This window comes from Streptomyces sp. E2N166, assembly GCF_003671715.1.
Lineage (GTDB): Bacteria > Actinomycetota > Actinomycetes > Streptomycetales > Streptomycetaceae > Streptomyces > Streptomyces thinghirensis.
Genome location: NZ_RAIF01000032.1, coordinates 1233243 through 1253798 on the forward strand (window position 1 = coordinate 1233243; position 20556 = coordinate 1253798).

The 20556-nt window shown below is 71.2% G+C and carries 20 protein-coding genes; 10 read left to right on the forward strand and 10 right to left on the reverse strand.

The features are described 5' to 3' along the window. Positions 1-253: 253 nt before the first annotated feature. From EBH09_RS32435 to EBH09_RS32445, 3 genes are all read left to right on the forward strand, one after another. The gene (locus EBH09_RS32435) at positions 254-691 is read left to right on the forward strand and encodes a roadblock/LC7 domain-containing protein (RefSeq protein ID WP_121750407.1); all 438 of its coding nucleotides are present in this window, start codon (positions 254-256) and stop codon (positions 689-691) included. Positions 692-709: 18 nt separating this feature from the next. Continuing rightward, positions 710-1123 (forward strand): DUF742 domain-containing protein, encoded by a 414-nt coding sequence (locus tag EBH09_RS32440; RefSeq protein WP_121750408.1) that lies wholly within the window; start codon positions 710-712, stop codon positions 1121-1123. A 64-nt stretch (positions 1124-1187) separates the two neighbouring features. Next, a complete protein-coding gene (locus tag EBH09_RS32445; RefSeq protein WP_121750409.1) occupies positions 1188-1793 on the forward strand; it encodes an ATP/GTP-binding protein in 606 nt (201 codons plus the stop codon). Positions 1794-1867: 74 nt separating this feature from the next. Here EBH09_RS32445 and EBH09_RS32450 read toward each other — a convergent pair whose 3' ends face one another. Beyond that, the gene (locus tag EBH09_RS32450) at positions 1868-2296 is read right to left on the reverse strand and encodes a PPOX class F420-dependent oxidoreductase (protein ID WP_121750410.1); all 429 of its coding nucleotides are present in this window, start codon (positions 2294-2296) and stop codon (positions 1868-1870) included. 106 nt (positions 2297-2402) lie between these two features. Here EBH09_RS32450 and EBH09_RS32455 point away from each other — a divergent pair, with 106 nt between their 5' ends. Both EBH09_RS32455 and EBH09_RS32460 read left to right on the forward strand, forming a co-directional pair. Then, positions 2403-2816, forward strand: a complete 414-nt coding sequence (locus tag EBH09_RS32455; RefSeq protein WP_055420617.1) for a roadblock/LC7 domain-containing protein — start codon at positions 2403-2405, stop codon at positions 2814-2816. Between the two features lie 137 nt (positions 2817-2953). Beyond that, positions 2954-3889, forward strand: coding sequence for a DUF6397 family protein (locus tag EBH09_RS32460; RefSeq protein WP_121750411.1), 936 nt, complete (start codon positions 2954-2956; stop codon positions 3887-3889). Position 3890: 1 nt separating this feature from the next. Here EBH09_RS32460 and EBH09_RS32465 read toward each other — a convergent pair whose 3' ends face one another. Next, on the reverse strand, positions 3891-4757 hold the full coding sequence (locus EBH09_RS32465; protein ID WP_121750412.1) for an acyl-CoA thioesterase II: 867 nt from the start codon (positions 4755-4757) through the stop codon (positions 3891-3893). 19 nt (positions 4758-4776) lie between these two features. Further along, positions 4777-7290 carry a DEAD/DEAH box helicase gene (locus tag EBH09_RS32470; RefSeq protein WP_193776648.1) on the reverse strand — a complete coding sequence of 838 codons (2514 nt, stop codon included), beginning with the start codon at positions 7288-7290 and terminating at the stop codon, positions 4777-4779. Positions 7291-7435: 145 nt separating this feature from the next. Here EBH09_RS32470 and EBH09_RS32475 point away from each other — a divergent pair, with 145 nt between their 5' ends. Continuing rightward, positions 7436-8230: a metal-dependent hydrolase gene (locus tag EBH09_RS32475; protein WP_121750413.1), complete on the forward strand. Its 795-nt coding sequence runs from the start codon at positions 7436-7438 to the stop codon at positions 8228-8230. 23 nt (positions 8231-8253) lie between these two features. Here EBH09_RS32475 and EBH09_RS32480 read toward each other — a convergent pair whose 3' ends face one another. From EBH09_RS32480 to EBH09_RS32495, 4 genes are all read right to left on the reverse strand, one after another. Then, entirely contained in the window at positions 8254-8538 is a 285-nt protein-coding gene (locus tag EBH09_RS32480) for a type B 50S ribosomal protein L31 (protein ID WP_121750414.1), read from the reverse strand. A gap of 63 nt (positions 8539-8601) precedes the next feature. After that, positions 8602-9072: a DUF5709 domain-containing protein gene (locus EBH09_RS32485; RefSeq protein WP_121750415.1), complete on the reverse strand. Its 471-nt coding sequence runs from the start codon at positions 9070-9072 to the stop codon at positions 8602-8604. A gap of 375 nt (positions 9073-9447) precedes the next feature. Then, complete coding sequence (locus tag EBH09_RS32490; protein WP_121750416.1) at positions 9448-11229, reverse strand: ABC transporter ATP-binding protein; 1782 nt, start codon at positions 11227-11229, stop codon at positions 9448-9450. Further along, positions 11226-13136, reverse strand: a complete 1911-nt coding sequence (locus EBH09_RS32495) for an ABC transporter ATP-binding protein (RefSeq protein ID WP_121750417.1) — start codon at positions 13134-13136, stop codon at positions 11226-11228. Before EBH09_RS32495 ends, EBH09_RS32490 begins: the two co-directional genes overlap by 4 nt. Before the next feature lie 183 nt (positions 13137-13319). Here EBH09_RS32495 and EBH09_RS32500 point away from each other — a divergent pair, with 183 nt between their 5' ends. Next, positions 13320-14078 carry a hypothetical protein gene (locus EBH09_RS32500; RefSeq protein ID WP_121751114.1) on the forward strand — a complete coding sequence of 253 codons (759 nt, stop codon included), beginning with the start codon at positions 13320-13322 and terminating at the stop codon, positions 14076-14078. A 17-nt stretch (positions 14079-14095) separates the two neighbouring features. Here the strand turns inward: EBH09_RS32500 and EBH09_RS32505 are convergent, their stop codons facing one another. Further along, on the reverse strand, positions 14096-14557 hold the full coding sequence (locus EBH09_RS32505) for a MarR family transcriptional regulator (protein WP_121750418.1): 462 nt from the start codon (positions 14555-14557) through the stop codon (positions 14096-14098). Positions 14558-14693: 136 nt separating this feature from the next. On the opposite strand from EBH09_RS32505, the gene EBH09_RS32510 reads away from it, so the two are divergent. Together EBH09_RS32510 and mltG are read left to right on the forward strand one after the other, a co-directional pair. Further along, positions 14694-16496, forward strand: coding sequence for an ABC transporter ATP-binding protein (locus tag EBH09_RS32510; protein ID WP_121750419.1), 1803 nt, complete (start codon positions 14694-14696; stop codon positions 16494-16496). A 43-nt stretch (positions 16497-16539) separates the two neighbouring features. Then, entirely contained in the window at positions 16540-17406 is an 867-nt protein-coding gene (gene mltG / locus EBH09_RS32515; protein ID WP_193776649.1) for an endolytic transglycosylase MltG, read from the forward strand. A 12-nt stretch (positions 17407-17418) separates the two neighbouring features. On the opposite strand, the gene EBH09_RS32520 is transcribed toward mltG, so the two are convergent. Beyond that, positions 17419-18498, reverse strand: coding sequence for an NAD(P)-binding domain-containing protein (locus tag EBH09_RS32520; protein ID WP_121750420.1), 1080 nt, complete (start codon positions 18496-18498; stop codon positions 17419-17421). Positions 18499-18660: 162 nt separating this feature from the next. On the opposite strand from EBH09_RS32520, the gene EBH09_RS32525 reads away from it, so the two are divergent. Then, on the forward strand, positions 18661-19083 hold the full coding sequence (locus EBH09_RS32525) for a YjbQ family protein (protein ID WP_121750421.1): 423 nt from the start codon (positions 18661-18663) through the stop codon (positions 19081-19083). Positions 19084-19401: 318 nt separating this feature from the next. Here EBH09_RS32525 and EBH09_RS32530 read toward each other — a convergent pair whose 3' ends face one another. Beyond that, a complete protein-coding gene (locus EBH09_RS32530) occupies positions 19402-20499 on the reverse strand; it encodes a MerR family transcriptional regulator (RefSeq protein WP_193776750.1) in 1098 nt (365 codons plus the stop codon). Between the last annotated feature and the right edge of the window lie 57 nt (positions 20500-20556).

Genomic DNA, 20556 nt, shown 5'->3' on the forward strand with positions numbered 1-20556 from the left:
CCGTCGGGGAGTCCGACGACCTCCCTCGTCGCGTGCGGCAGGCCAGTCTCGCTCCCCAACTGCGCGACGGGCGCCCCGCCGACCCCGCGTGGTCGTCCCCGCCGCCCGGAGACGACGAGCGCACCCCCGAAGTCGTACGGGACCGCATGGCCGCATACCGCGCCGGCTGGTCGCGCGGTGGTGGCCGGCGACCCGGCCGCGGAGCACCGCCGGATGCGCCGGCCGGCGGCGACAGCAATAAAGGAGACCCAGCATGATTTACAACCCCGGCGCCGGGAGCGCCCGGAGGACCCGCGAACTCGACTGGCTGCTGGACGACCTCGTCGTATGCGTGAGCGAAGTACGGCACGCCGTGGTGCTGTCGAACGACGGACTCGCCGTGGGCGCGTCGACCGGCCTCGGCCGTGAGGACGCCGAACACCTGGCAGCGGTCGCCTCCGGCTTCCACAGCCTGGCCAAGGGCGCGGGCCGGCACTTCGGCGCCGGGGGCGTGCGCCAGACCATGGTGGAGATGGACGACGGCTTCCTGTTCGTGGCCGCCGCGGGCGACGGCTCCTGCCTCGCCGTCCTCACCGCCGTGACCGCCGACATCGGCCTGGTGGCCTATGAGATGGCACGGCTGGTCAGACGCGTCGGCGAGCACCTCCACACCGCGCCGCGCACCACCGCGCGGCCTCCCGCCGGCGGATGACCCGGGAGGGCCGCGCGGATGACCGACGACACTACGGGCGGCGGCCGGGAGCGGCCGGGCAGCCGGTGGTACGACAACGAGGCCGGACCCCTCGTCCGGCCCTACGCGATGACAGGCGGCCGCACGCGACCCGGCCCCACGGGGGTGCGGTTCGACCTGATCGCCCTCGTCGCACGAGCCCCTGACGCGCCGGGCACCGACGACACCGTGCTCGGACCGGAGCACCGGACCCTGATCGATCTGTGCCGCACGGAGACCCAGTCGGTCGCCGAACTCGCCGCGGACGCGGATCTGCCCGTGGGCGTGGTGAGGGTGCTCCTAGGAGACCTGGTGGAACTCGGCTCCGTGACCGTCAGCCGTCCCGTACCGCCCGCCCAGCTGCCCGACGAACGGATCCTGCGCGAAGTGATCGACGGACTCCGCGCACTGTAAATGAGGCCGAAAGGCCATGACCGGCAGTTACATTCACGACCACCCGGACCGAGAGAAGTGATCGATGGTCTCCGAGCACTCCGACGCCACGGACGGTGACACGACCGCGCTGGCGTTGAAGATCCTGGTCGCCGGAGGATTCGGCGTTGGCAAAACCACCTTGGTGGGCGCGGTCAGCGAGATCAGGCCGCTGCGCACGGAGGAAATGCTCAGCGAGGCCGGGCGACTGGTGGACGACACCGACGGCATCGACCGCAAGGTCACCACGACCGTCGCCATGGACTTCGGACGCATCACCATCCGGTCCGGCCTCTCCCTTTACCTCTTCGGCACACCGGGCCAGGACCGCTTCTGGTTTCTGTGGGACGAACTCTCACAGGGTGCACTCGGTGCTGTCGTCCTCGCGGACACCCGGCGCCTGGCGGACTGTTTCCCGGCGGTCGACTATTTCGAGCACCGGCGCATCCCGTTCGTGGTGGCCGTCAACTGCTTCAAAGGGGCGCGCCGCTACGACGCCCAGGATGTTCTGCGGGCCCTCGACCTCGACCGGGGTACGCCCGTAGTGCTGTGCGACGCCCGGGACCGCGACTCGGGGAAGGAGGTGCTGATCCGGCTCGTCGAGTACGCCGGGCGGATGCACACCGCCCGGCTGCTCGACTCCGTACGCTGACCGGAGCGAAACGGACTGAACCGTACTGAACTGGTTCGAACCGTCGGGTCACCACCTCCGGCCCGGAGGACCTCTCAGTCCGCGACGGACTTCTGAGCCAGGACCTTGTCCACGGTGACGCGGACGAGGAGCTCGCCCGGAACGCCGTTGCGGGCCCCGAACTCCTCGGCGCGCTCCTCGCCCATGTACCGGGCCCCGATCCTGGCGGCCCAGTGCCGGAGTTCGTCGAGGTCCTCCGAGATCCGTGCGCGCCCTTGCAGTACGACGAAGTCGAAGGGCGGCCGGTCGTCGTCCACGCACAGGGCGACCCGGCCGTCACGGGCCAGATTGCGTCCCTTCACGGTGTCCTTGCCGGTGTTGAACACCATGTCGTCCCCGTCCAGCAGGAACCAGATCGGCGCCACATGCGGGCTGCCGTCAGCCCGAACGGTCGATAGCTTCCCGGTGCGGGTGCCGTCCGAGACGAACGCCCGCCATTCCTCATCGGTCATCTTCTGTGCCATGCCCCCATCCTCCTTGCCCGGAGCACAAGCGTGGTGAAGGCTGGCGGGCAGATCCTCCGACCAGGAGGAGAGCACGCATACGGGGACGACACGGGGAGACCGGACGATGGTGCAGAACCAGGGACTTGGCTGGCTGCTGGACGACCTGACCGAGCGCGTCGAACACGTCCGGCACGCGCTGGTCCTGTCCAACGACGGGCTGGTGACCGGGGCGAGTACGGGTCTGCGACGCGAGGACGCCGAGCACCTCGCCGCCGTCTCGTCCGGACTGCACAGCCTGGCCAAGGGCTCGGGCCGCCACTTCGGCGCGGGTCAGGTACGACAGACGATGGTCGAGTTCGACGACGCCGTACTGTTCGTCACCGCGGCGGGTTCGGGCAGTTGCCTGTGCGTGCTCAGCGGCGCGGAGACCGACATCGGGCAGATCGCGTACGAGATGACCCTGCTCGTGAACCGGGTCGGTGAGCACCTAGACGTCGACGCGCGACAGCCGGGCCGGATATCACCCACAGACCTCTGACCTGGGCTTTCCATACTTTCGTGGAGGCGGCTCCGGAGTTGTCCACAGGCCTGCCACGGATGTCGCGGCAGCGGATACGGTCTTGTGTCAGGCGGGGGCGGACAGCACCGGCCGCACACTCCACGGGGGAGAAGACCATGTCCGGGAACACCATCACGCACAAGATCACGGCCACTGCCGAGCAGATCGGCACCACCGGCCGCGCCACCCACGACCCCTCGCTCGCCCCGAACCGCGCGGCACGAGAACTGGGTCTCAGGCGCAGTGAGTTCGACCTCGCCGTACACCTCGGGCGCATCCGCACCGTACCCGACGAGGGAGGAGGCGGCCGACGCGTCGCGCGTGACGAGATCGAACGGATCCGGGCCGGGGAGGGCTTCCCCGAGACGCTGCGGGACAGCGTCCGCGCCGTCGGGACCATGGAAGGCGCTGCCCTCATGAAAGTTCCCGGGGCCCGGTTCACCCGCCTCGCACGACTGGGGCTCCTGGTGCCTGTGAAGTTTTACGTCAACCGCTATCGCGCCGTCGTCTGGCTGTATCTGGCCGACGAGCTGCGGCAGTTCGCGGCCGACGAGAGGAACGCCGCGCTGCTGAAGGGCCGTACGCCCGAGGGCCTGCGGGGCCAGCTGACGGAGGGCCTGGACCTGCGTCCCCGCAACTGGCGGGGCCGGCACCTGGGGTTCCTGCTCCGCCAGGCCGACGACCCGTGGGCCAGTGCCGCGGCCGTCGCGTCAGTGCTCGACCCGGCCGAGGTCTCCGGAGTCGTCAGGGACCCCTACGAGCGCTCCTATCTGCACCGGTTCCGCCCGGTGCCGCCCGCCCACGGTTCGCCCGGCTCCCCGGCCGCGCAGCTCGCCGAGGAGATCATGACGGCGGCGGACCCGGACGAGATCGACTGGCTCCGCACGGACCTGGCGGGCGCGGTGGAAGCCGCACGCGGGCAGCGTCCGGCGCCGCGCCCGGCCCTTCGCCCCCTGCCGACCCCACCGGCCCGGGAAGCCACACCGCACGAGGCCGAGGAACCCGGACGGTTCCGCGACCTGTTGGGCCGGCTGCGGCGCAGAGGCTCCTGACCTACAGGGCCCGGAACAGCCCTTCCTGGACGACGGACACCAGCATGCGCCCCTGCGCGTCATAGATCCGTCCCCGCGCCAGACCCCGTCCACCGGTCGCGATCGGCGACTCCTGGTCGTACAGGAACCACTCGTCCGCGCGGAACGGCCGGTGGAACCACATGGCGTGGTCCAGCGACGCCATGTCGAAGCCCCGTGGACCCCACAGAGGCTCGACCGGGATGCGTACGGCGTCCAGGAGGGTCATGTCACTGGCGTAGGTCAGGGCGCAGGTGTGCACGAGCGGGTCGTCGCCGAGCGGGCCCACCGCGCGCATCCACACCGCGCTGCGGGGCTCGGCGTCCTCGACATCCTCGGCGCTCCAGCGCAGCCGGTCGACGTAGCGGATGTCGAAGGGCTGGCGGCGGGCCATCCGCTCGAACTGCTCCGGCAGCGCACCAAGGTGCTCCCGCACCTCGTCGGTGACCGTCGGCAGGGACTCGGGATCCGGGACCTTGCGGGCCGGAGGCAACTGGTGCTCGAAACTCCCCTGCTCAGGCTTGTGAAAGGAGGCGGTGAGCGTGAAGATCGTGCGGCCCTGCTGCACTGCGGTGACCCGGCGGGTCGTGAACGACCGCCCGTCCCGGTCCCGTTCGACCTGGTACACGATCGGCACGCCCGGGCGCCCCGGGCGCAGGAAGTACGCGTGCAGCGAGTGCACCGGGCGGTCGCCCTCAGTGGTGCGGCCCGCGGCGACCAGCGCCTGGCCTGCCACCTGGCCGCCGAAGACCCGCTGCAGCGACTCCTCGGGGCTGCGGCCACGGAAGATGTTGACCTCGATCTGCTCCAGGTCGAGCAGGGCGACAAGGCTCTCGGCCGGATTCGTCATGGGTGGGATTCTCCTGTGCTCACAGCTGGCCGACATCGGTGACGCGGACGACCGCCCGGCCCTCCGTGTCGGAGGCCGTGAGGTCGACCTCCGCGCTGATGCCCCAGTCGTGGTCGTCGTTCGGGTCGTCGAAGATCTGGCGTACGCGCCACAGGCCGTTCCGCGGCTCCTCCTCGATCACCAGCAGCTTGGGGCCGCGGGCGTCCGGACCGGTGCCGAGGTCCTCGTACTCGTCCCAGTACTTGTCCATGGCCTCGCCCCACGCGTCGGCGTCCCAGCCGGCGTCGGCGTCCATCTCGCCCAGCGCGTCGACCTGGTCGAGGGCGGCGAGCTCGACCCGGCGGAACATGGCGTTGCGGACCAGGACACGGAACGCGCGCGCGTTGGCGGTGACCGGCCGCACCTGGTCGGCCTTCTCCTGCGCCTCCTCGGCGGTCATCTCCGCCGGGTTGGCGAGCTGCTCCCATTCGTCCAGCAGGCTGGAGTCGACCTGGCGCACCATCTCACCGAGCCACTCGATCAGATCCTGCAGGTCGTCGGACTTCAGGTCGTCCGGGACGGTGTGATCGAGGGCCTTGTAGGCGCTCGCGAGGTAGCGCAGCACGATGCCCTCGGTGCGGGCCAGTTCGTAGTGGGAGACCAGCTCCGTGAAGGTCAGCGCCCGCTCGTACATGTCCCGGATGACCGACTTCGGGGACAGCGGATGGTCACCGACCCACGGGTGGCTCCTGCGGTACGTGTCGTAGGCGTGGAAGAGCAGCTCCTCCAGGGGCTTCGGGTACGTGATGTCCTGGAGGCGCTCCATGCGCTCCTCGTACTCGACGCCGTCCGCCTTCATCGCGGCCACGGCCTCACCGCGCGCCTTGTTCTGCTGGGCGGCGAGGATCTGCCGGGGGTCGTCCAGGGTGGACTCCACGACCGACACCATGTCCAGTGCGTACGACGGCGACTCCGGGTCCAGCAGCTCGAAGGCGGCCAGGGCGAAAGTGGACAGCGGCTGGTTGAGCGCGAAGTCCTGCTGCAGGTCCACCGTGAGACGCACGATGCGGCCCTCGGCGTCCGGCTGGTCGAGCTTCTCGACGATGCCGCCGCCCAGCAGCGAGCGGTAGATGGCGATCGCCCGCCGGATGTGCCGGAGCTGCTGCTTGCGCGGCTCGTGATTGTCCTCCAGCAGGTGCCGCATCGCCTTGAAGGCGTCACCGGGCCGGGCGATCACCGACAGCAGCATGGTGTGCGTGACCCGGAAACGGGACGACAGCGGCTCCGGCTCGGAGGTGATGAGCTTGTCGAACGTGCTCTCCGACCAGGCCACGAAGCCCTCGGGCGCCTTCTTGCGGACGACCTTGCGCCGCTTCTTCGGGTCGTCGCCCGCCTTGGCGAGCGCCTTCTCGTTCTCGACGACGTGCTCGGGCGCCTGGGCGACGACGAAACCCTCCGTGTCGAACCCCGCACGCCCGGCCCGGCCGGCGATCTGGTGGAACTCCCGGGCCCGCAGCGTGCGCACCCGCGTGCCGTCGTACTTGGTCAGCGCCGTGAACAGCACGGTCCGGATGGGGACGTTGACGCCCACGCCGAGCGTGTCCGTTCCGCAGATCACCTTCAGCAGGCCGGCCTGCGCGAGCTTCTCCACCAGTCGCCGGTACTTGGGCAGCATGCCGGCGTGGTGGACACCGATGCCGTGCCGGACGTAGCGGGAGAGATTGCGGCCGAACTTCGTGGTGAAGCGGAAGTTGCCGATCAGCTCGGCGATCCGCTCCTTCTCCTCCCGCGTGCACATGTTGATGCTCATCAGCGCCTGTGCCCGCTCCACGGCCTGCGCCTGCGTGAAGTGCACGATGTAGACGGGGGCCTGCCGAGCCGCAAGCAGATCGGTGAGCGTCTCCGTGAGGGGCGTGTAGCGGAACTCGTAGGAGAGCGGTACGGGCCGGGTCGCCGAGCGGACCACCGCTGTGGGGCGGCCGGTGCGGCGCGCGAGGTCCTTCTCGAAGAAGGAGACGTCACCGAGCGTTGCCGACATCAGGACGAACTGGGCCTGCGGCAGTTCCAGCAGGGGAATCTGCCACGCCCAGCCGCGGTCCGGTTCCGCGTAGAAGTGGAACTCGTCCATGACGACCTGGCCGATGTCCGCGTGCTTGCCGTCGCGCAGCGCGATCGACGCCAAGACCTCGGCGGTGCAGCAGATGACGGGGGCGTCGGAGTTCACGGAGGCGTCGCCGGTCAGCATGCCGACGTTCTCGGTGCCGAAGATCTTGCACAGCTCGAAGAACTTCTCCGACACCAGCGCCTTGATCGGAGCCGTGTAGAAGGTGACCTCGTCCCGGGCCAGAGCGGCGAAGTGGGCGCCCGCCGCGATCATGCTCTTGCCGGAGCCGGTGGGCGTCGACACGATCACGTTCGCGCCGGAAACCGCCTCGATCAGCGCCTCCTCCTGATGAGGGTAGAGCGTGAGACCGCGCTCCTGGGCCCACGCCTCGAAGGCTTCGTACAGGGCATCGGGGTCGGCGGTCCGCGGCAGCTGATCGATGAGGGTCACGCACCCATCTTGCCTGGCCTCGGCCGTGATGGGGGAATCGGCTGTCCGCATGAAGATCACGAACGCTACGCTGGGTCGCCGACGAGGCATCAGCGGACCCGGACAACTGCACAGCGGCACACGAGGAATGGGGCGGGCAACGGCGATGATGGGACCAGCGCACTCACTGTCGGGCGCCGCGGCGTGGCTCGGCGTCGGGGCGGCGACCGCCGCCGCAGGGCACTCGATGCCCTGGCCGGTGCTGCTCGCCGGAGCTCTGATCTGTGCCGGAGCGGCGCTCGCCCCGGATCTCGACCACAAGGCGGCCACCATCTCCCGGGCCTTCGGACCGGTCTCGCGGGGGCTGTGCGAAATCGTCGACAAGTTGTCGTACGCCGTCTACAAGGCCACGAAGAAACCGGGCGACCCGCGCCGCTCCGGCGGGCACCGAACGCTGACGCACACCTGGCTGTGGGCGGTTCTGATCGGCGGGGGCACTTCGGTCCTGGCCATCACGGGTGGCCGCTGGGCGGTCCTGGCGATCCTCTTCGTGCACATGGTGCTCGCGATCGAGGGCCTTCTCTGGCGGGCGACCCGCGGCTCCAGCAGCGACGTACTGGTCTGGCTGCTGGCCGGGACCAGCGCGTGGATCCTCGCCGGAATACTGGACAAGCCGGACGGGGGCGCGGACTGGCTGTTCACCGCACCGGGCCAGGAGTACCTGTGGCTGGGGCTGCCGATCGTGCTCGGCGCGCTGGTGCACGACATCGGGGACGCGCTGACCGTCTCGGGCTGCCCCATACTCTGGCCGATACCCGTGGGCCGCAAGCGCTGGTACCCCATCGGCCCGCCGAAGCCCATGCGGTTCCGGGCGGGCAGCTGGGTGGAGCTGAAGGTGCTGATGCCGGCGTTCATGCTGCTCGGGGGAGTGGGCGGCGCGGCGGCACTCAACTTCATCTGAGGCCTATGCGTGGTCCGGCCCGCTCAGCCGGTCCCGTCGGCACCCTGCCCTTCGCCTTCGCCTTCGCCTTGGCCGTAGCGCCGCGCGAAGCGGGCGACACGCCCCTCCGAGTCCACCGTCCGCGCCTTGCCCGTGTAGAAGGGGTGGCTCTCCGAGGAGATCTCCACGTCCACCACCGGGTAGGTCTCGCCGTCGTCCCACGCGATGGTCTGGTCGCTGGTCGCGGTGGACCGAGTGAGGAAGGCGTACCCGGCGCTGCGGTCGCGGAAGACGACGGGCCGGTACTCGGGATGCTTGTCCTGCTGCATGGCTGCTCCTCAAACGGCGCGGATCATCGGGGTGACGGCACGCGAACGCCGTCATGGGTGGCGTCAGCCGGGCAGGGAGTCCTCGTCGACGACGTGCATCGCGGCCTCCTCGGCGGAGGCGGCCGCGCCGTCGATGCCCACGTCCATGGCGACCAGCGCCGGCTCCTCGTCCTCGTGCGCCCCCTCGTCGGGTGCCACGAGCCGACCCGAACGGTCCGCGCCGACTTCGTTGTCCAGCAGTTCCCCGTCGGTGCCCTCGGAGTCGCCCAGTCCGTCGCCGTCGGATACGAGCACATCCGGCCGTTCCTCGGCGAGCCGCTGCTCCAGCGTCTCGCCACGGTGCCGTTCGGCGGCCGTCACACCCGTGTGCTCCACCGCCCAGGGGCGCTCGGGCGGGGACCAGCCCCGGTCAAGAGGATCGGTGACACCGTCGTACTCGAGGGTGTCCTCGCCGTCGAGGAGACCGGTGTCCTCCCGCTGCTCGGATCCGTCGGGCTGGTAGACGTCATCTCCCCATCCGTCGGCGCTGTTCACGGGTACCTCCAGGGGGTGGGGACGGGCCCCTTCTCGCCGTGGACCGCGGCGGGTCGCCGCTGCACGGGGCACAGGCGTCACCCGTCTCGGAACCGCACGGTTCCCGGGCCTACCCCGAGCCGGTGCCTCCTCCCAGACTTCCACTCCCGTTCGGGACCGCGCAACGGCACGGCCGTCGACCGGCGCCTCACGGCACCCTCGACCCACCGGGCCGACCGGAGGCCCGCTCCGGCCGACCGGCGGGAGGAACCGTGCCGAGCCCCGGTCGGGCCGTGCCGAGCCCCGGCCGTATGCGACCGCCCCCCGGCCGGGCCTGACCGACCCCCGGTCTGCTCCGCCCGGGTACCGGTCGGGTGCCACCGGGGGTCTGAGGGATCACCCGTGCCACGACCGCCACAGCGCCGCGTAGGCGCCGTCCGCCGCGACGAGCTCGTCGTGGCTTCCCAGCTCGCTGATCCGGCCCTTCTCGACGACGGCGATGACGTCCGCGTCGTGGGCGGTGTGCAGGCGGTGGGCGATCGCGACCACCGTGCGGCCGTCCAGGACCCTGGCCAGGGACCGTTCGAGGTGGCGTGCGGCTCGCGGGTCGAGCAGGGACGTCGCCTCGTCCAGCACCAGGGTGTGCGGGTCGGCCAGCACCAGACGGGCCAGCGCGATCTGCTGGGCCTGGGCGGGGGTGAGCGCGAAGCCGCCCGAGCCGACCTCGGTGTTCAGGCCCTCGTCGAGAGCGCGGGCCCAGTCGTCCGCGTCGACCGCGCCCAGCGCCGCCCACAGCTCGGCGTCGGTGGCGCCGGTCCGGGCGAGGCGGAGGTTGTCGCGAAGGGAGCCCACGAAGACGTGGTGCTCCTGGTTGACGAGGGCGACGTGCGAGCGGACCCGTTCGGCGGACATCCGGGACAGCTCCGCGCCGCCCAGGGTGATCCGGCCGTCGCGGGGACCGTAGATGCCGGCCAGCAGCCTGCCCAGCGTGGACTTGCCGGCACCGGAGGGGCCGACCAGGGCGAGCCTCGTGCCGGGGGCGACCTCCAGCGACACCTTGCGCAGGACGTCCACGCCCTCCACGTACCCGAAGTGCACGCGGTCGGCGTGCACGTGCCGTCCGTCGGGAGCCAGCGAAGGGTCACCGGCGTCCGGCTCGATGTCCCGCACACCCACCAGCCGGGCCAGGGACACCTGCGCCACCTGGAGCTCGTCGTACCAGCGCAGGATGATGCCGACCGGGTCGACGAGCATCTGCGCGATCAGCGCCGCGGTGGTCAGCTGACCGACCCCGATCCAGCCCTGCAGGACGAACACACCGCCGATCAGCAGAACGGAGGCGAGCACGGTCACATGGGTGACGTTGATGACCGGGAAGAGCACCGACCGCAGCCAGAGCGTGTAGCGCTCCCAGGCCGTCCACTCCTCGACCCGGCGCTCCGACAACTCGATGCGACGGGCGTCCAGGCGGTGCGACTCGACGGTGCGCCCGGCGTCCACGGTCTCGGCGAGCGCCGCGGCCACGGCGGCGTACCCGGCGGCCTCCGAGCGGTAGGCGGAGGGCGCCCGCCGGAAGTACCAGCGGCAGCCGATCACCAGCAGCGGCACCGCGATGAGCACCGCGGGCGCCAGCGGCGGAGCCGTGACCACGAGCCCGCCGAGCAGCAGCACCACCCACACCACGCCGATCGCCAGCTGGGGCACCGCCTCGCGCATGGCGTTGGCGAGCCGGTCGATGTCGGTCGTGATCCGGGAGAGCAGGTCGCCCGTGCCGGCCCGTTCCAGCACGCCGGGCGGCAGGCCGACCGACCGCACGAGGAAGTCCTCGCGCAGATCGGCCAGCATCCGCTCGCCGAGCATGGCCCCGCGCAGCCGCACCTCCCGCACGAACACGGCCTGGACGGCGAGCGCGAGCACGAACACCGTGGCCGTGAGGCCGAGGTGCAGCTCGCGCGCGTCGTCCGAGACCCGTTCCACGAGCCCGCCCAGCAGGTAGGGGCCCGCCATCGAGGCGATCACGGCGACGGTGTTGACGCTGACGAGGAAGAGGAACGCACGGCGGTGCCGGCGCAGCAGTTCTCCCGCGTACGCGCGTACGGTCGCGGGCGCGCCGACGGGCAGGGTGCTCGCCGTCGTCGGGGCCGCCGGGTCGTACGACGGTGGCGCGACGCCGATCATGCCGTCTCCTCGATCTCTTCCAGTCGGTGCAGTACGTCGTCGTCGCCGAGGACGGCGTCGTCCAGGGCCTCGCCCAGTGCCTTGGTCGGCTGGTCCCCGGCCGGTGTCGCGTCCCCGTGCGCCCCGCCCCTGTGCGTGGTGGCCCCGTGCGTCCCGTCCCCGTGCGGCGCGGTCTCCTCGTCGGTCTCGCGGGTCACCACCGCCCGGTACCGGGGCTCGGTGTGCAGCAGTTCCCGGTGTGCGCCGACCGCCGCCACCTCGCCGTCGTGCAGGAACACGATCCGGTCCGCGCGGTCCAGCAGAAGCGGAGACGAGGTGAACACCACGGTGGTGCGTCCGGCGCGCAGGGTGCGCACCCCCTGTGCGATCCGTGCCTCCGTGTGCGAGTCCACGGCGGAGGTCGGTTCGTCGAGGACGAGTGCCTCCGGGTCGGTGATCAGGGACCGGGCCAGCGCCAGCCGTTGGCGCTGGCCGCCCGACAGTGAGCGGCCCCGCTCGGTGATGCGGGCGTCCATCGGGTCGTCGGCGCCGAGTGACCCCTGTGCGAGTGCCGCCAGTACGTCGTCGCACTGGGCGGCGGCCAGCGCGTCCTCGGCGCCGACCGCACCGGAGGCGGGCACGTCGAGCAGCTCACGCAATGTGCCGGAGAGCAGCACCGGGTCCTTGTCCTGGACCAGGACGGCGGTGCGCGCGGATCTCAGCGGCAGTTCGTCGAGCGGTACCCCGCCCAGCAGGGTCGACGTGCCCTCCTGCGACGGGTGCCCACCGAGTCGTTCCGCCAGGCGCCCGGCCTCGTCGGGGTCGCCGCACACCACGGCGGTGAACCGGCCCGCCGGGGCGAGGAGACCGGTGGTGGGGTCGTACAGGTCCCCGGTGGGGACCTCGGCGGCGCGCGACCCCGCGGTGTCGGTGGCCCGTTCCAGCGCGAGCACCCGTGCGGCCCGCTTGGCCGAGGGCCGGGAGAAGGAGTACGCCATGGCGATCTCCTCGAAGTGCCTGAGCGGGTAGGTGAGGATCATGACGGAGCTGTAGACCGTGACGAGCTCACCGACGCCGATGCGGCCCTCGCGGGCCAGGTGGACGCCGTGCCACACCACCGCGATCAGCAGCAGTCCCGGCAGCAGTACCTGGATCGCGGAGATCAGGGACCACATGCGGGCGCTGCGCACGGCCGCGTGGCGCACCTCCTGGGAGGCGCTGCGGTAGCGGTCGAGGAAGAGTTCCTCACCGCCGATACCGCGGAGCACGCGCAGCCCGGCGACGGTGTCCGAGGCCAGTTCGGTGGCGCGGCCCGCCTTCTCGCGCTGGACGTCGGCCCGCCGGGTGGCCCGGGGCAGCAGGGGCAGTACCGCGAGGGCAAGCACCGGCAGGCCCAGGATCACGACGATGCCGAGCGCCGGCTCGTAGACGACCAGGGCCACACAGACCAGCACGATGGTCAGTGCCGCCGCGGTGAAGCGGGAGACGGCCTCCACGAACCAGCCGATCTTCTCGACGTCACCGGTGGAGACGGCCACGACCTCGCCCGCCGCGACGCGCCGGGTCAGCGCCGAGCCCAGCAGCGCGGTCTTGCGCGCCAGCAACTGCTGGACGCGGGCCGCGGCGGTGATCCAGTTGGTGACGGCGGAGCGGTGCAGGAAGGTGTCGCCGATCGCGTTGCCGGCGCAGCACAGCACCATGACGCCGCCCGCGAGGGCGAGCCGGGTACCGGAACGGTCGACGACGGCCTGGATGGCGAGACCGACGCAGAACGGCAGGGCGGAGACGGAGGCGAAGTGCAGCAGGCCCCAGGCGAGCGACTTGAGTTGCCCACCCAGCTGGTTGCGGAACAGCCACCACAGAAATCGGGGCCCCGAGCGCGCGTCCGGCACGCCCGGATCGGGAAACGGAAGGTCTTGGATCTGCATGGCGTCCCAGTGGCTCGTGTCAGGGGGTGCCGTTGCAACACGGCATCGAGAGGCTGCAAACCGTGAAAGGTTCGCGTCGCGGAGTGCCCAAAATCAAGCGGTTTTCCGCGGCGGGATACGAATCCGGCTGTCACCCGTCGCACCGCTCCGGTGCTGGACCGGTGCGAGTGGGACCATGGACCGATGCGGAGCGGTGGTGCACGGCGTACGGCGGTCGCGATGGTGGCCCTTGGATCCCTGATGACGGCGCTGTCCGCGTGCGGCGGCCCGTCCGGGCGCGGCTCGGACGTCTCGGCGAGCGCTCCCGCCGACGACGGTTCGGGCCGAAGCAGTGCCGGCACGGCCGACCCGACACGGATTCCCGGCGTCGGCGACCGGCTCCAGCGCCGCATCCCGGCGGACTCCCGTCAGGTCGTCGCGGTGTACGGCGACGGCAGCGAATCCGCCGATTCGACGGTGGTGTTGTACACGAAGCAGGGTTCCGCCTGGCACCGGGACCGCAGTTGGGCGGCGCACAACGGAACGAAGGGGTGGACGACCGACCACCACGAGAACGACAAGCGCAGCCCCGTGGGCGTGTTCACACTCAGCGACGCGGGCGGTGTCCTTCCGGACCCGGATCGGGCCCCCGGCACCGGCCTGCCGTACACCCGGTCCGCCGCCTTCGCCGCACCGCGGTCGTGGGACAAGTCGTACTGGCACGACTTCGACTACGTCATCGCCATCGACTACAACCGGGTCAAGGGCACCCCGCCGAACGATCCGACGCGACCCGAGGGCGCCTCCAAGGGCGGTGGGATCTGGCTGCATATGGACCACGGCAGCGGGACTTCGGCCTGCGTCAGCCTGCCCGAGCCGGCGATGGAGCACCTGCTGCGCACGCTGGACCCGGACCGGCACCCGGTGGCGGTCATGGGGGACAGGGCGCACCTGAAGGCCTGAGAGGGTGCGAGTCCCGGTCACTGCGTCCGACGGCCGGGCCCGGGACAGGGCCCGTCGATCAGCGTGTCCAACAGCCCGCCGAGCACCGCGCGCTGCTCGTCCGTCAGCGGGGCGAGGATCTCCTCCGCCGCGGACCGGCGGGCGCCGTGCAGTTCCCCCAGAGCCGTACGCCCGTTGGCGGTGAGCTCGATCCGGATCACCCGGCGATTGGCCGGGTCCGGGACCCGGCGCACCTTGCCGGCCGCCTCCAGCCCGTCGACCAGCGTCGTCACCGCCCGGGGCACGACCTCCAGGCGCTCGGCCAGATCGGCCATGCGGGGCGGCGAGCCGTAGTGCCCCAGGGTGCGCAGCAGCCGGGACTGGGCCGGTGTGATGCCGAGGTCGCGGTGCTCGAGATGGCGCTTCTGAATGCGGTGCACCCGGCGGGTGAGCCGCAGCAACTGCTCGGCGAGCGGGCCGTCGGAATCGGGGGCGGTCATACGGGAACAATATCAGGATGACGTTCATTGTGAGTATAGGTAACAATGAGCTACGATCCGAAAGGTCGCCGGCACTCCGCGAAGGTCGCCACCCGCAGTCGTCGGCCTCCCTCCCGGCCCACCCCCGTAGGAGCCCATGCATCCCGACCACGAAACCGCCTGGACCGCACCCGCCGACGCGGAGGAACAACCGCGGCAGGTGCGTCGCATCCTAAGACTCTTCCGGCCCTACCGCGGCCGCCTCGCGATCGTCGGACTGCTCGTCGGTGCCGCGTCGCTCGTCTCGGTCGCCACCCCCTTCCTGCTGAAGGAGATCCTCGACGTCGCGATTCCCGAGGGGCGCACGGGCCTGCTGAGCCTGCTCGCCCTCGGCATGATCCTCGGCGCCGTCCTCACCAGCGTCTTCGGCGTGCTGCAGACGCTGATCTCCACGACCGTCGGCCAGCGCGTCATGCACGACCTGCGCACCGCCGTCTACGGCCGCCTCCAGCGAATGTCCCTCGCCTTCTTCACCCGCACCCGCACCGGCGAGGTCCAGTCCCGCATCGCCAACGACATCGGCGGCATGCAGGCCACCGTCACCTCCACGGCGACCTCCCTGGTCTCCAACCTCACCAGCGTGGTCGCCACGATCGTCGCGATGGTCGTCCTCGACTGGCGCCTGACCATCGTCTCGCTGCTCCTGCTCCCCGTCTTCGTGTGGATCAGCCGCCGAGTCGGCAGGGAACGCAGGAAGATCACCACCCGACGGCAGAAGCAGATGGCCGCGATGGCCGCCACGGTCACCGAGTCGCTCTCCGTCAGCGGCATCCTGCTCGGCCGCACCATGGGCCGCTCCGACTCGCTCACCCGCGCCTTCTCCGACGAGTCCGAGAGCCTGGTCGACCTCGAAGTGAAGTCGAACATGGCCGGCCGCTGGCGGATGGCCGTCATCACGGTCGTCATGGCGGCCATGCCGGCCGTCATCTACTGGACCGCGGGCGTCGCACTGCAACTCGGCGGCCCGGGCGTCTCCCTCGGCACGATCGTCGCCTTCGTCTCGCTCCAGCAGGGACTGTTCCGCCCGGCCGTGAGCCTGCTGTCGACCGGCGTCCAGATCCAGGCGTCGCTCGCGCTCTTCCAGCGCATCTTCGAGTACCTCGACCTGCCGATCGACATCACCGAGCGGGACGGCGCCGTCCACCTCGACCACGTCAAGGGCGAGGTCCGCTTCGAGAACGTCGAGTTCCGCTACGACGGCAAGAGCGGACCGATCCTCGACGGCATCGACATCACCGTCCCCGCCGGCAGCAGTCTCGCCGTCGTCGGCCCGACCGGCGCCGGCAAGTCCACGCTGGGTCACCTGGTGCCGCGGCTGTACGACGTGACGGACGGCCGGGTCACCCTCGACGGGGTCGACGTGCGCGACCTCGACTTCGACACCCTCGCCCGTGCCGTCGGAGTCGTCTCCCAGGAGACGTACCTCTTCCACGCCTCGGTCGCCGAGAACCTGCGCTTCGCCAAGCCGGACGCCACCGACGCGGAACTGGAGGCGGCGGCGCGGGCGGCCCAGATCCACGAGCACATCAACGCCCTGCCCGACGGCTACGACACGGTGGTCGGCGAGCGCGGACACCGTTTCTCCGGCGGCGAGAAGCAGCGCCTGGCCATCGCCCGAACCATCCTGCGCGACCCGCCCGTCCTCGTCCTGGACGAGGCGACCAGCGCGCTGGACACCCGTACCGAGGCCGCCGTACAGGGCGCCATCGACGCCCTGTCCGCCAACCGCACCACGATCACCATCGCGCACCGCCTGTCCACCGTCCGGGACGCCGACCGGATCGTGGTCCTCGACTCCGGGCGCCTGGCCGAACAGGGCAGGCACGAGGAGCTGCTGGAGCGGGACGGGCGCTATGCGGCCCTGGTCCGCCGGGACGCCCGACTGGAACCGACAAGATGACGATATGCCGGGTTTGCGTATGAATGGGGGTTACCGTGCCCGCATGCAGACGAACACTCCGCGACGGAGCACGAGAGGCACCAGGAGAACGATCCGACTGACGCGCCGGGGCCGCATCGCCCTGATCGTGACCGGCGCCGTCGTGGCCGGTACCGCCGTGGCGGTGCCGCTGCTGACGACGGACGACGAGGGCGAGTCCCGCCCCACGTCCCTGGTGATCCCGGAGGGCTGGCGCGCGACCCAGGTCTACGAGGCCGTCGACAAGACCCTCGCCCTGCCCCCCGGCACCACGAAGAAGTCCCTCGCCAAGGCCAACCTCAAGCTGCCGAACGACGCCGAGGGCAACCCCGAGGGCTATCTCTTCCCGGCGACCTATCCGCTCGGGGAGAACCCGACCCCGGAGAAACTGCTGACGGCCATGGTCGACACGGCGAACAAGAAGTTCACCGGCGCGCCGGTCGCCGCCGGCGCCCAGCGCAACGCGCTCAACGTCTACCAGGCGGTCACCATCGCCAGCATCGTGCAGGCGGAGGCCGACGCCAAGGAGGACATGGGCAAGCTGGCCCGGGTGGTCTTCAACCGGCTGGAACGCGGCATGCCGTTGCAGATGGACTCCACCATCAACTACGCCCTGGGCCGTTCCACCTTGGAGACCACCACCAAGGACACCAAGATCGACAGCCCCTACAACTCGTACCAGCGCATGGGGCTGCCGCCCACCCCCATCGACAACCCCGGTGACGAGGCGATGAGTGCAGCGATCAATCCGACGCCCGGTGACTGGCTGTACTTCGTCACGGTCAAGCCGGGCGACACCCGCTTCACCGCCGACTACGCCGAGCACCAGCGCAACGTCGCCGAGTTCAACCGCATCCAGGAGAGCGCCTCGAAGGAGGCCCAGGCCAAGTGACCGGGCGGGGCGTCACGCGGCGACCGGCGCCTGTTCGGCCAGCAGCCGCCTGATGTCCCGTACGGCCGCGCGTCCGGCCCGGTTGGCGCCGATGGTGCTGGCCGAGGGACCGTAGCCGACGAGATGGATCCGCGGGTCCGTGACCGCGCGCGTCCCCTCGACACGGATCCCGCCGCCGGCCTCCCGCAGCCGCAGCGGCCTCAGATGCTCGATGGCGGCCCGGAAACCGGTCGCCCACAGGATGACGTCCGCGGCCACCCGCCGCCCGTCGCCCCACTCGACCCCCTCGGGCGTGATCCGGTCGAACATGGGCTGCCGGTCCAGCACCCCCGACTCCAGCCCCGCGCGGATCGCTTCGTTCAGCGGCAGCCCGGTCACCGACACCACGCTCTTCGGCGGCAGCCCCTGCCGCACCCGCTCCTCCACCAGAGCCACCGCGGCCCGGCCCGCCTCCTCGTCGAATGGCCCCTCGCGGAAGACGGGGGGCCGCCTGGTCACCCACGTGGTGGCCGCGGCGTGCGGGGCGATCTCCAGCAGGTGCTGCGTTCCCGAGGCGCCCCCGCCCACCACGACCACGCGCCGCCCGGCGAACTCTTCGGGACCGGCGTACCGCGCCGTGTGCAGTTGCCGCCCCCGGAAGGACGCCTGGCCCGGATAGCGGGGCCAGAAAGGCCGGTCCCAGGTGCCGGTCGCGTTGATCAGAGCCCGCGTCGACCAGGTCCCCGCCGACGTCTCGACGAGCAGCCGCCCGCCCGTCCCCTCGCGCACCGCACGGACGTCGACGGGCCGCCGTACCCGCAGGTCGAAGGCCCGCTCGTACGCCGCGAAGTACTCACCGACCACCTCGGCCGACGGCCGCGCCGGGTCCGCACCCGTCAGCTCCATACCCGGCAGCGAGTGCATGCCGTGCACCTTGCCGTACGTCAGCGACGGCCAGCGGAACTGCCAGGCGCCGCCCGGCGCGGGGGAGTGGTCGGCCACCACGAAGTCGCGCACCGGCTCGAACCCGGTGCGCCGCAGGTGGTAGGCCGCGGCGAGCCCCGCCTGACCGGCACCGATGACGACGACCTCGACCTCGCGTGTGTTGTTCACGCTTCTACCAACGGAGCGGAGGACCTCGATCTTCCCCCCAGCCCGTCCGGCCCCAGCCCCCAGCCCGTCCGGCCCCAGCCCTCGGTCGGCCCGGCCCGGCCCAGGAGGATCAGGGGCCCGACGTTCCCGCGCCCGGCCGCCGTGTACGCGAGGATGGGAGACATGCCAGATGCCTTCACCACTCGAGTCCTGAACCTCGCCACCGGCTCGGCGGAGCGCGTCGCCGACATCACCGGTGACTGCGAGTCCTTCCTGCGCGAGGCGGCGGCCGGCCGCGACGGCCTCCTCAACGTCTTCGTCCCGCACGCCACGGCCGGGATCGCGGTCATCGAGACGGGCGCGGGCAGCGACGACGACCTGCTGGCCGCCCTGCACACCCTGCTCCCCGCCGACGACCGCTGGCAGCACCGCCACGGCAGCCCCGGCCACGGCCGCGACCACGTCCTGCCCGCCTTCGTACCCCCGCACGCGACCCTGCCGGTGATCGGCGGACGCCTGGAACTCGGAACCTGGCAGTCGGTGTGCCTGGTGGACACCAACAAGGACAACCCCGACCGCAGGGTCCGGCTGAGCTTCCTGGGCTGACCCAGGGCGACCAGGGCCGCCCTGGGTACGGCCGCTGATCCTCCTCACGCTCTGGCGAGAAGTGCCTGCTCGGTGTGTGCCGGCTGTCGCGGGTGAGGGCGGCAACGACTTCGCCGTTTGCGACATGCGGCGCGGTGATACCCGGCGGACGTCGAACTGCTCGCGAGCCTGGGCTGAGACAACGGCAGCACGGTGCCGGGTGGCCCCGGGACCCTCAGAAGTCGCCCGGCACTGTGCTGTAGCCGCTGTGGGAAGTGGTTTCGGCGGGGACGGTCGCCGGCCTGGGGGCGCTCGGGCAAGGGCGCGGCCGGCGTCCATTCAGGATGTGAGCAGGCGGAGGCCCAGATCTGCCGCGTCGAGGCCGGCGAGGTCGCTGTTGCGCTCGGACCACCGGCCGGAGTCGAGGTCGTCGCTGAGGCTTCGCACCGCCCGCTGCTCGGCCTCCGGCCCGACCCTCGTCCACACCGACGACGCACGGCGTACGTGATCCTCCAGATACGCGCCCGGTCGGCGCCAGTACGCCTCGAACAGGCCGTCAGCGCAGTCCCATGGGATGGGCACCGGCTCGGCGCGGGCGCCGATCGCGTCGGCCATCCCGGCCAGCGAGGGAAACTCTCCGAGAACGGCGGCGAACTCGGGCAGGTAGTCGCGGGTGAGCCAGAACCGGTCCTGCCATCCGGGCTCGTCGGTGTCGAACGTGAGCACCACCACGCGGCGGGCCACACGCCGCATCTCACGCAGCCCAGCTATCGGGTCTCCCCAATGGTGAACGGTGGAGACGGCCATCGCGGCGTCGAAGGAGTGGTCCTCGAACGGCAGGTTCTCCGCGCCGGCGGCCACGCACGGCGCCGAGCCGGCAGGCCGCTGCCCCCGCATGACAGCCGATGGCTCCACCGCGGTCACGTCGCGGTCGGCAGGCTCGTAGGAACCGGTGCCGGCACCGACGTTCAGCACCGTCCGCGCGTCCCCGAGAGCCTCCCAGATCTGCGCGGCGATGCGAGGCTCGGTCCGCCGTGTCGCGGTGTAGGCGCCGCCGATCGCGTCGTACAACCGTGCACCGAGCATCTCCAGTTGTTCCTCCGGTGTCACCTTCAGTCCCTTCGCCCGTGCCTCGAGTTCCCTGTCGATGGCTGCCACCATGGCGTCAGCGCGATCACGCCGCTCCAGTACCAGGCCGCGCAGTCGGCGCAGGTGCGCGATCGCGTCGGTCGACGAGTCGCCGACCAGCTCCGCGACCTCCCGCAGCCCGAAGCCCAGCCGCCGGTAGGCCAGCACCTCCCTGAGCCGCTCCACGTCGCCCGCCGAGTAGGCCCGGTACCCAGCCGCGGTACGCGCCGACGGACGCACGAGCCCGACTTCGTCATAGTGATGCAGCGTGCGGACGCTCACGTCGGCCAGTTCGGCCACGCGTCCCACGGTCCAGTGATCCTCCACGGCTCCGACTATGCAGCCTGACGTCACGTGAGGGTCAAG

Bases quoted from the DNA above. Each gene is read 5' to 3' on its own strand.
- mltG (WP_193776649.1), top strand. From the start codon at position 16,540: ATGCAGACGAACACTCCGCGACGGAGCACGAGAGGCACCAGGAGAACG.
- EBH09_RS32440 (WP_121750408.1), top strand. From the start codon at position 710: ATGACCGACGACACTACGGGCGGCGGCCGGGAGCGGCCGGGCAGCCGG.
- EBH09_RS32445 (WP_121750409.1), top strand. From the start codon at position 1,188: ATGGTCTCCGAGCACTCCGACGCCACGGACGGTGACACGACCGCGCTG.
- EBH09_RS32505 (WP_121750418.1), bottom strand. From the start codon at position 14,557: ATGACCGCCCCCGATTCCGACGGCCCGCTCGCCGAGCAGTTGCTGCGG.
- EBH09_RS32525 (WP_121750421.1), top strand. From the start codon at position 18,661: ATGCCAGATGCCTTCACCACTCGAGTCCTGAACCTCGCCACCGGCTCG.
- EBH09_RS32475 (WP_121750413.1), top strand. From the start codon at position 7,436: ATGATGGGACCAGCGCACTCACTGTCGGGCGCCGCGGCGTGGCTCGGC.
- EBH09_RS32500 (WP_121751114.1), top strand. From the start codon at position 13,320: ATGCGGAGCGGTGGTGCACGGCGTACGGCGGTCGCGATGGTGGCCCTT.
- EBH09_RS32460 (WP_121750411.1), top strand. From the start codon at position 2,954: ATGTCCGGGAACACCATCACGCACAAGATCACGGCCACTGCCGAGCAG.
- EBH09_RS32465 (WP_121750412.1), bottom strand. From the start codon at position 4,757: ATGACGAATCCGGCCGAGAGCCTTGTCGCCCTGCTCGACCTGGAGCAG.
- EBH09_RS32480 (WP_121750414.1), bottom strand. From the start codon at position 8,538: ATGCAGCAGGACAAGCATCCCGAGTACCGGCCCGTCGTCTTCCGCGAC.
- EBH09_RS32435 (WP_121750407.1), top strand. From the start codon at position 254: ATGATTTACAACCCCGGCGCCGGGAGCGCCCGGAGGACCCGCGAACTC.
- EBH09_RS32490 (WP_121750416.1), bottom strand. From the start codon at position 11,229: ATGATCGGCGTCGCGCCACCGTCGTACGACCCGGCGGCCCCGACGACG.
- EBH09_RS32495 (WP_121750417.1), bottom strand. From the start codon at position 13,136: ATGCAGATCCAAGACCTTCCGTTTCCCGATCCGGGCGTGCCGGACGCG.
- EBH09_RS32510 (WP_121750419.1), top strand. From the start codon at position 14,694: ATGCATCCCGACCACGAAACCGCCTGGACCGCACCCGCCGACGCGGAG.
- EBH09_RS32450 (WP_121750410.1), bottom strand. From the start codon at position 2,296: ATGGCACAGAAGATGACCGATGAGGAATGGCGGGCGTTCGTCTCGGAC.
- EBH09_RS32455 (WP_055420617.1), top strand. From the start codon at position 2,403: ATGGTGCAGAACCAGGGACTTGGCTGGCTGCTGGACGACCTGACCGAG.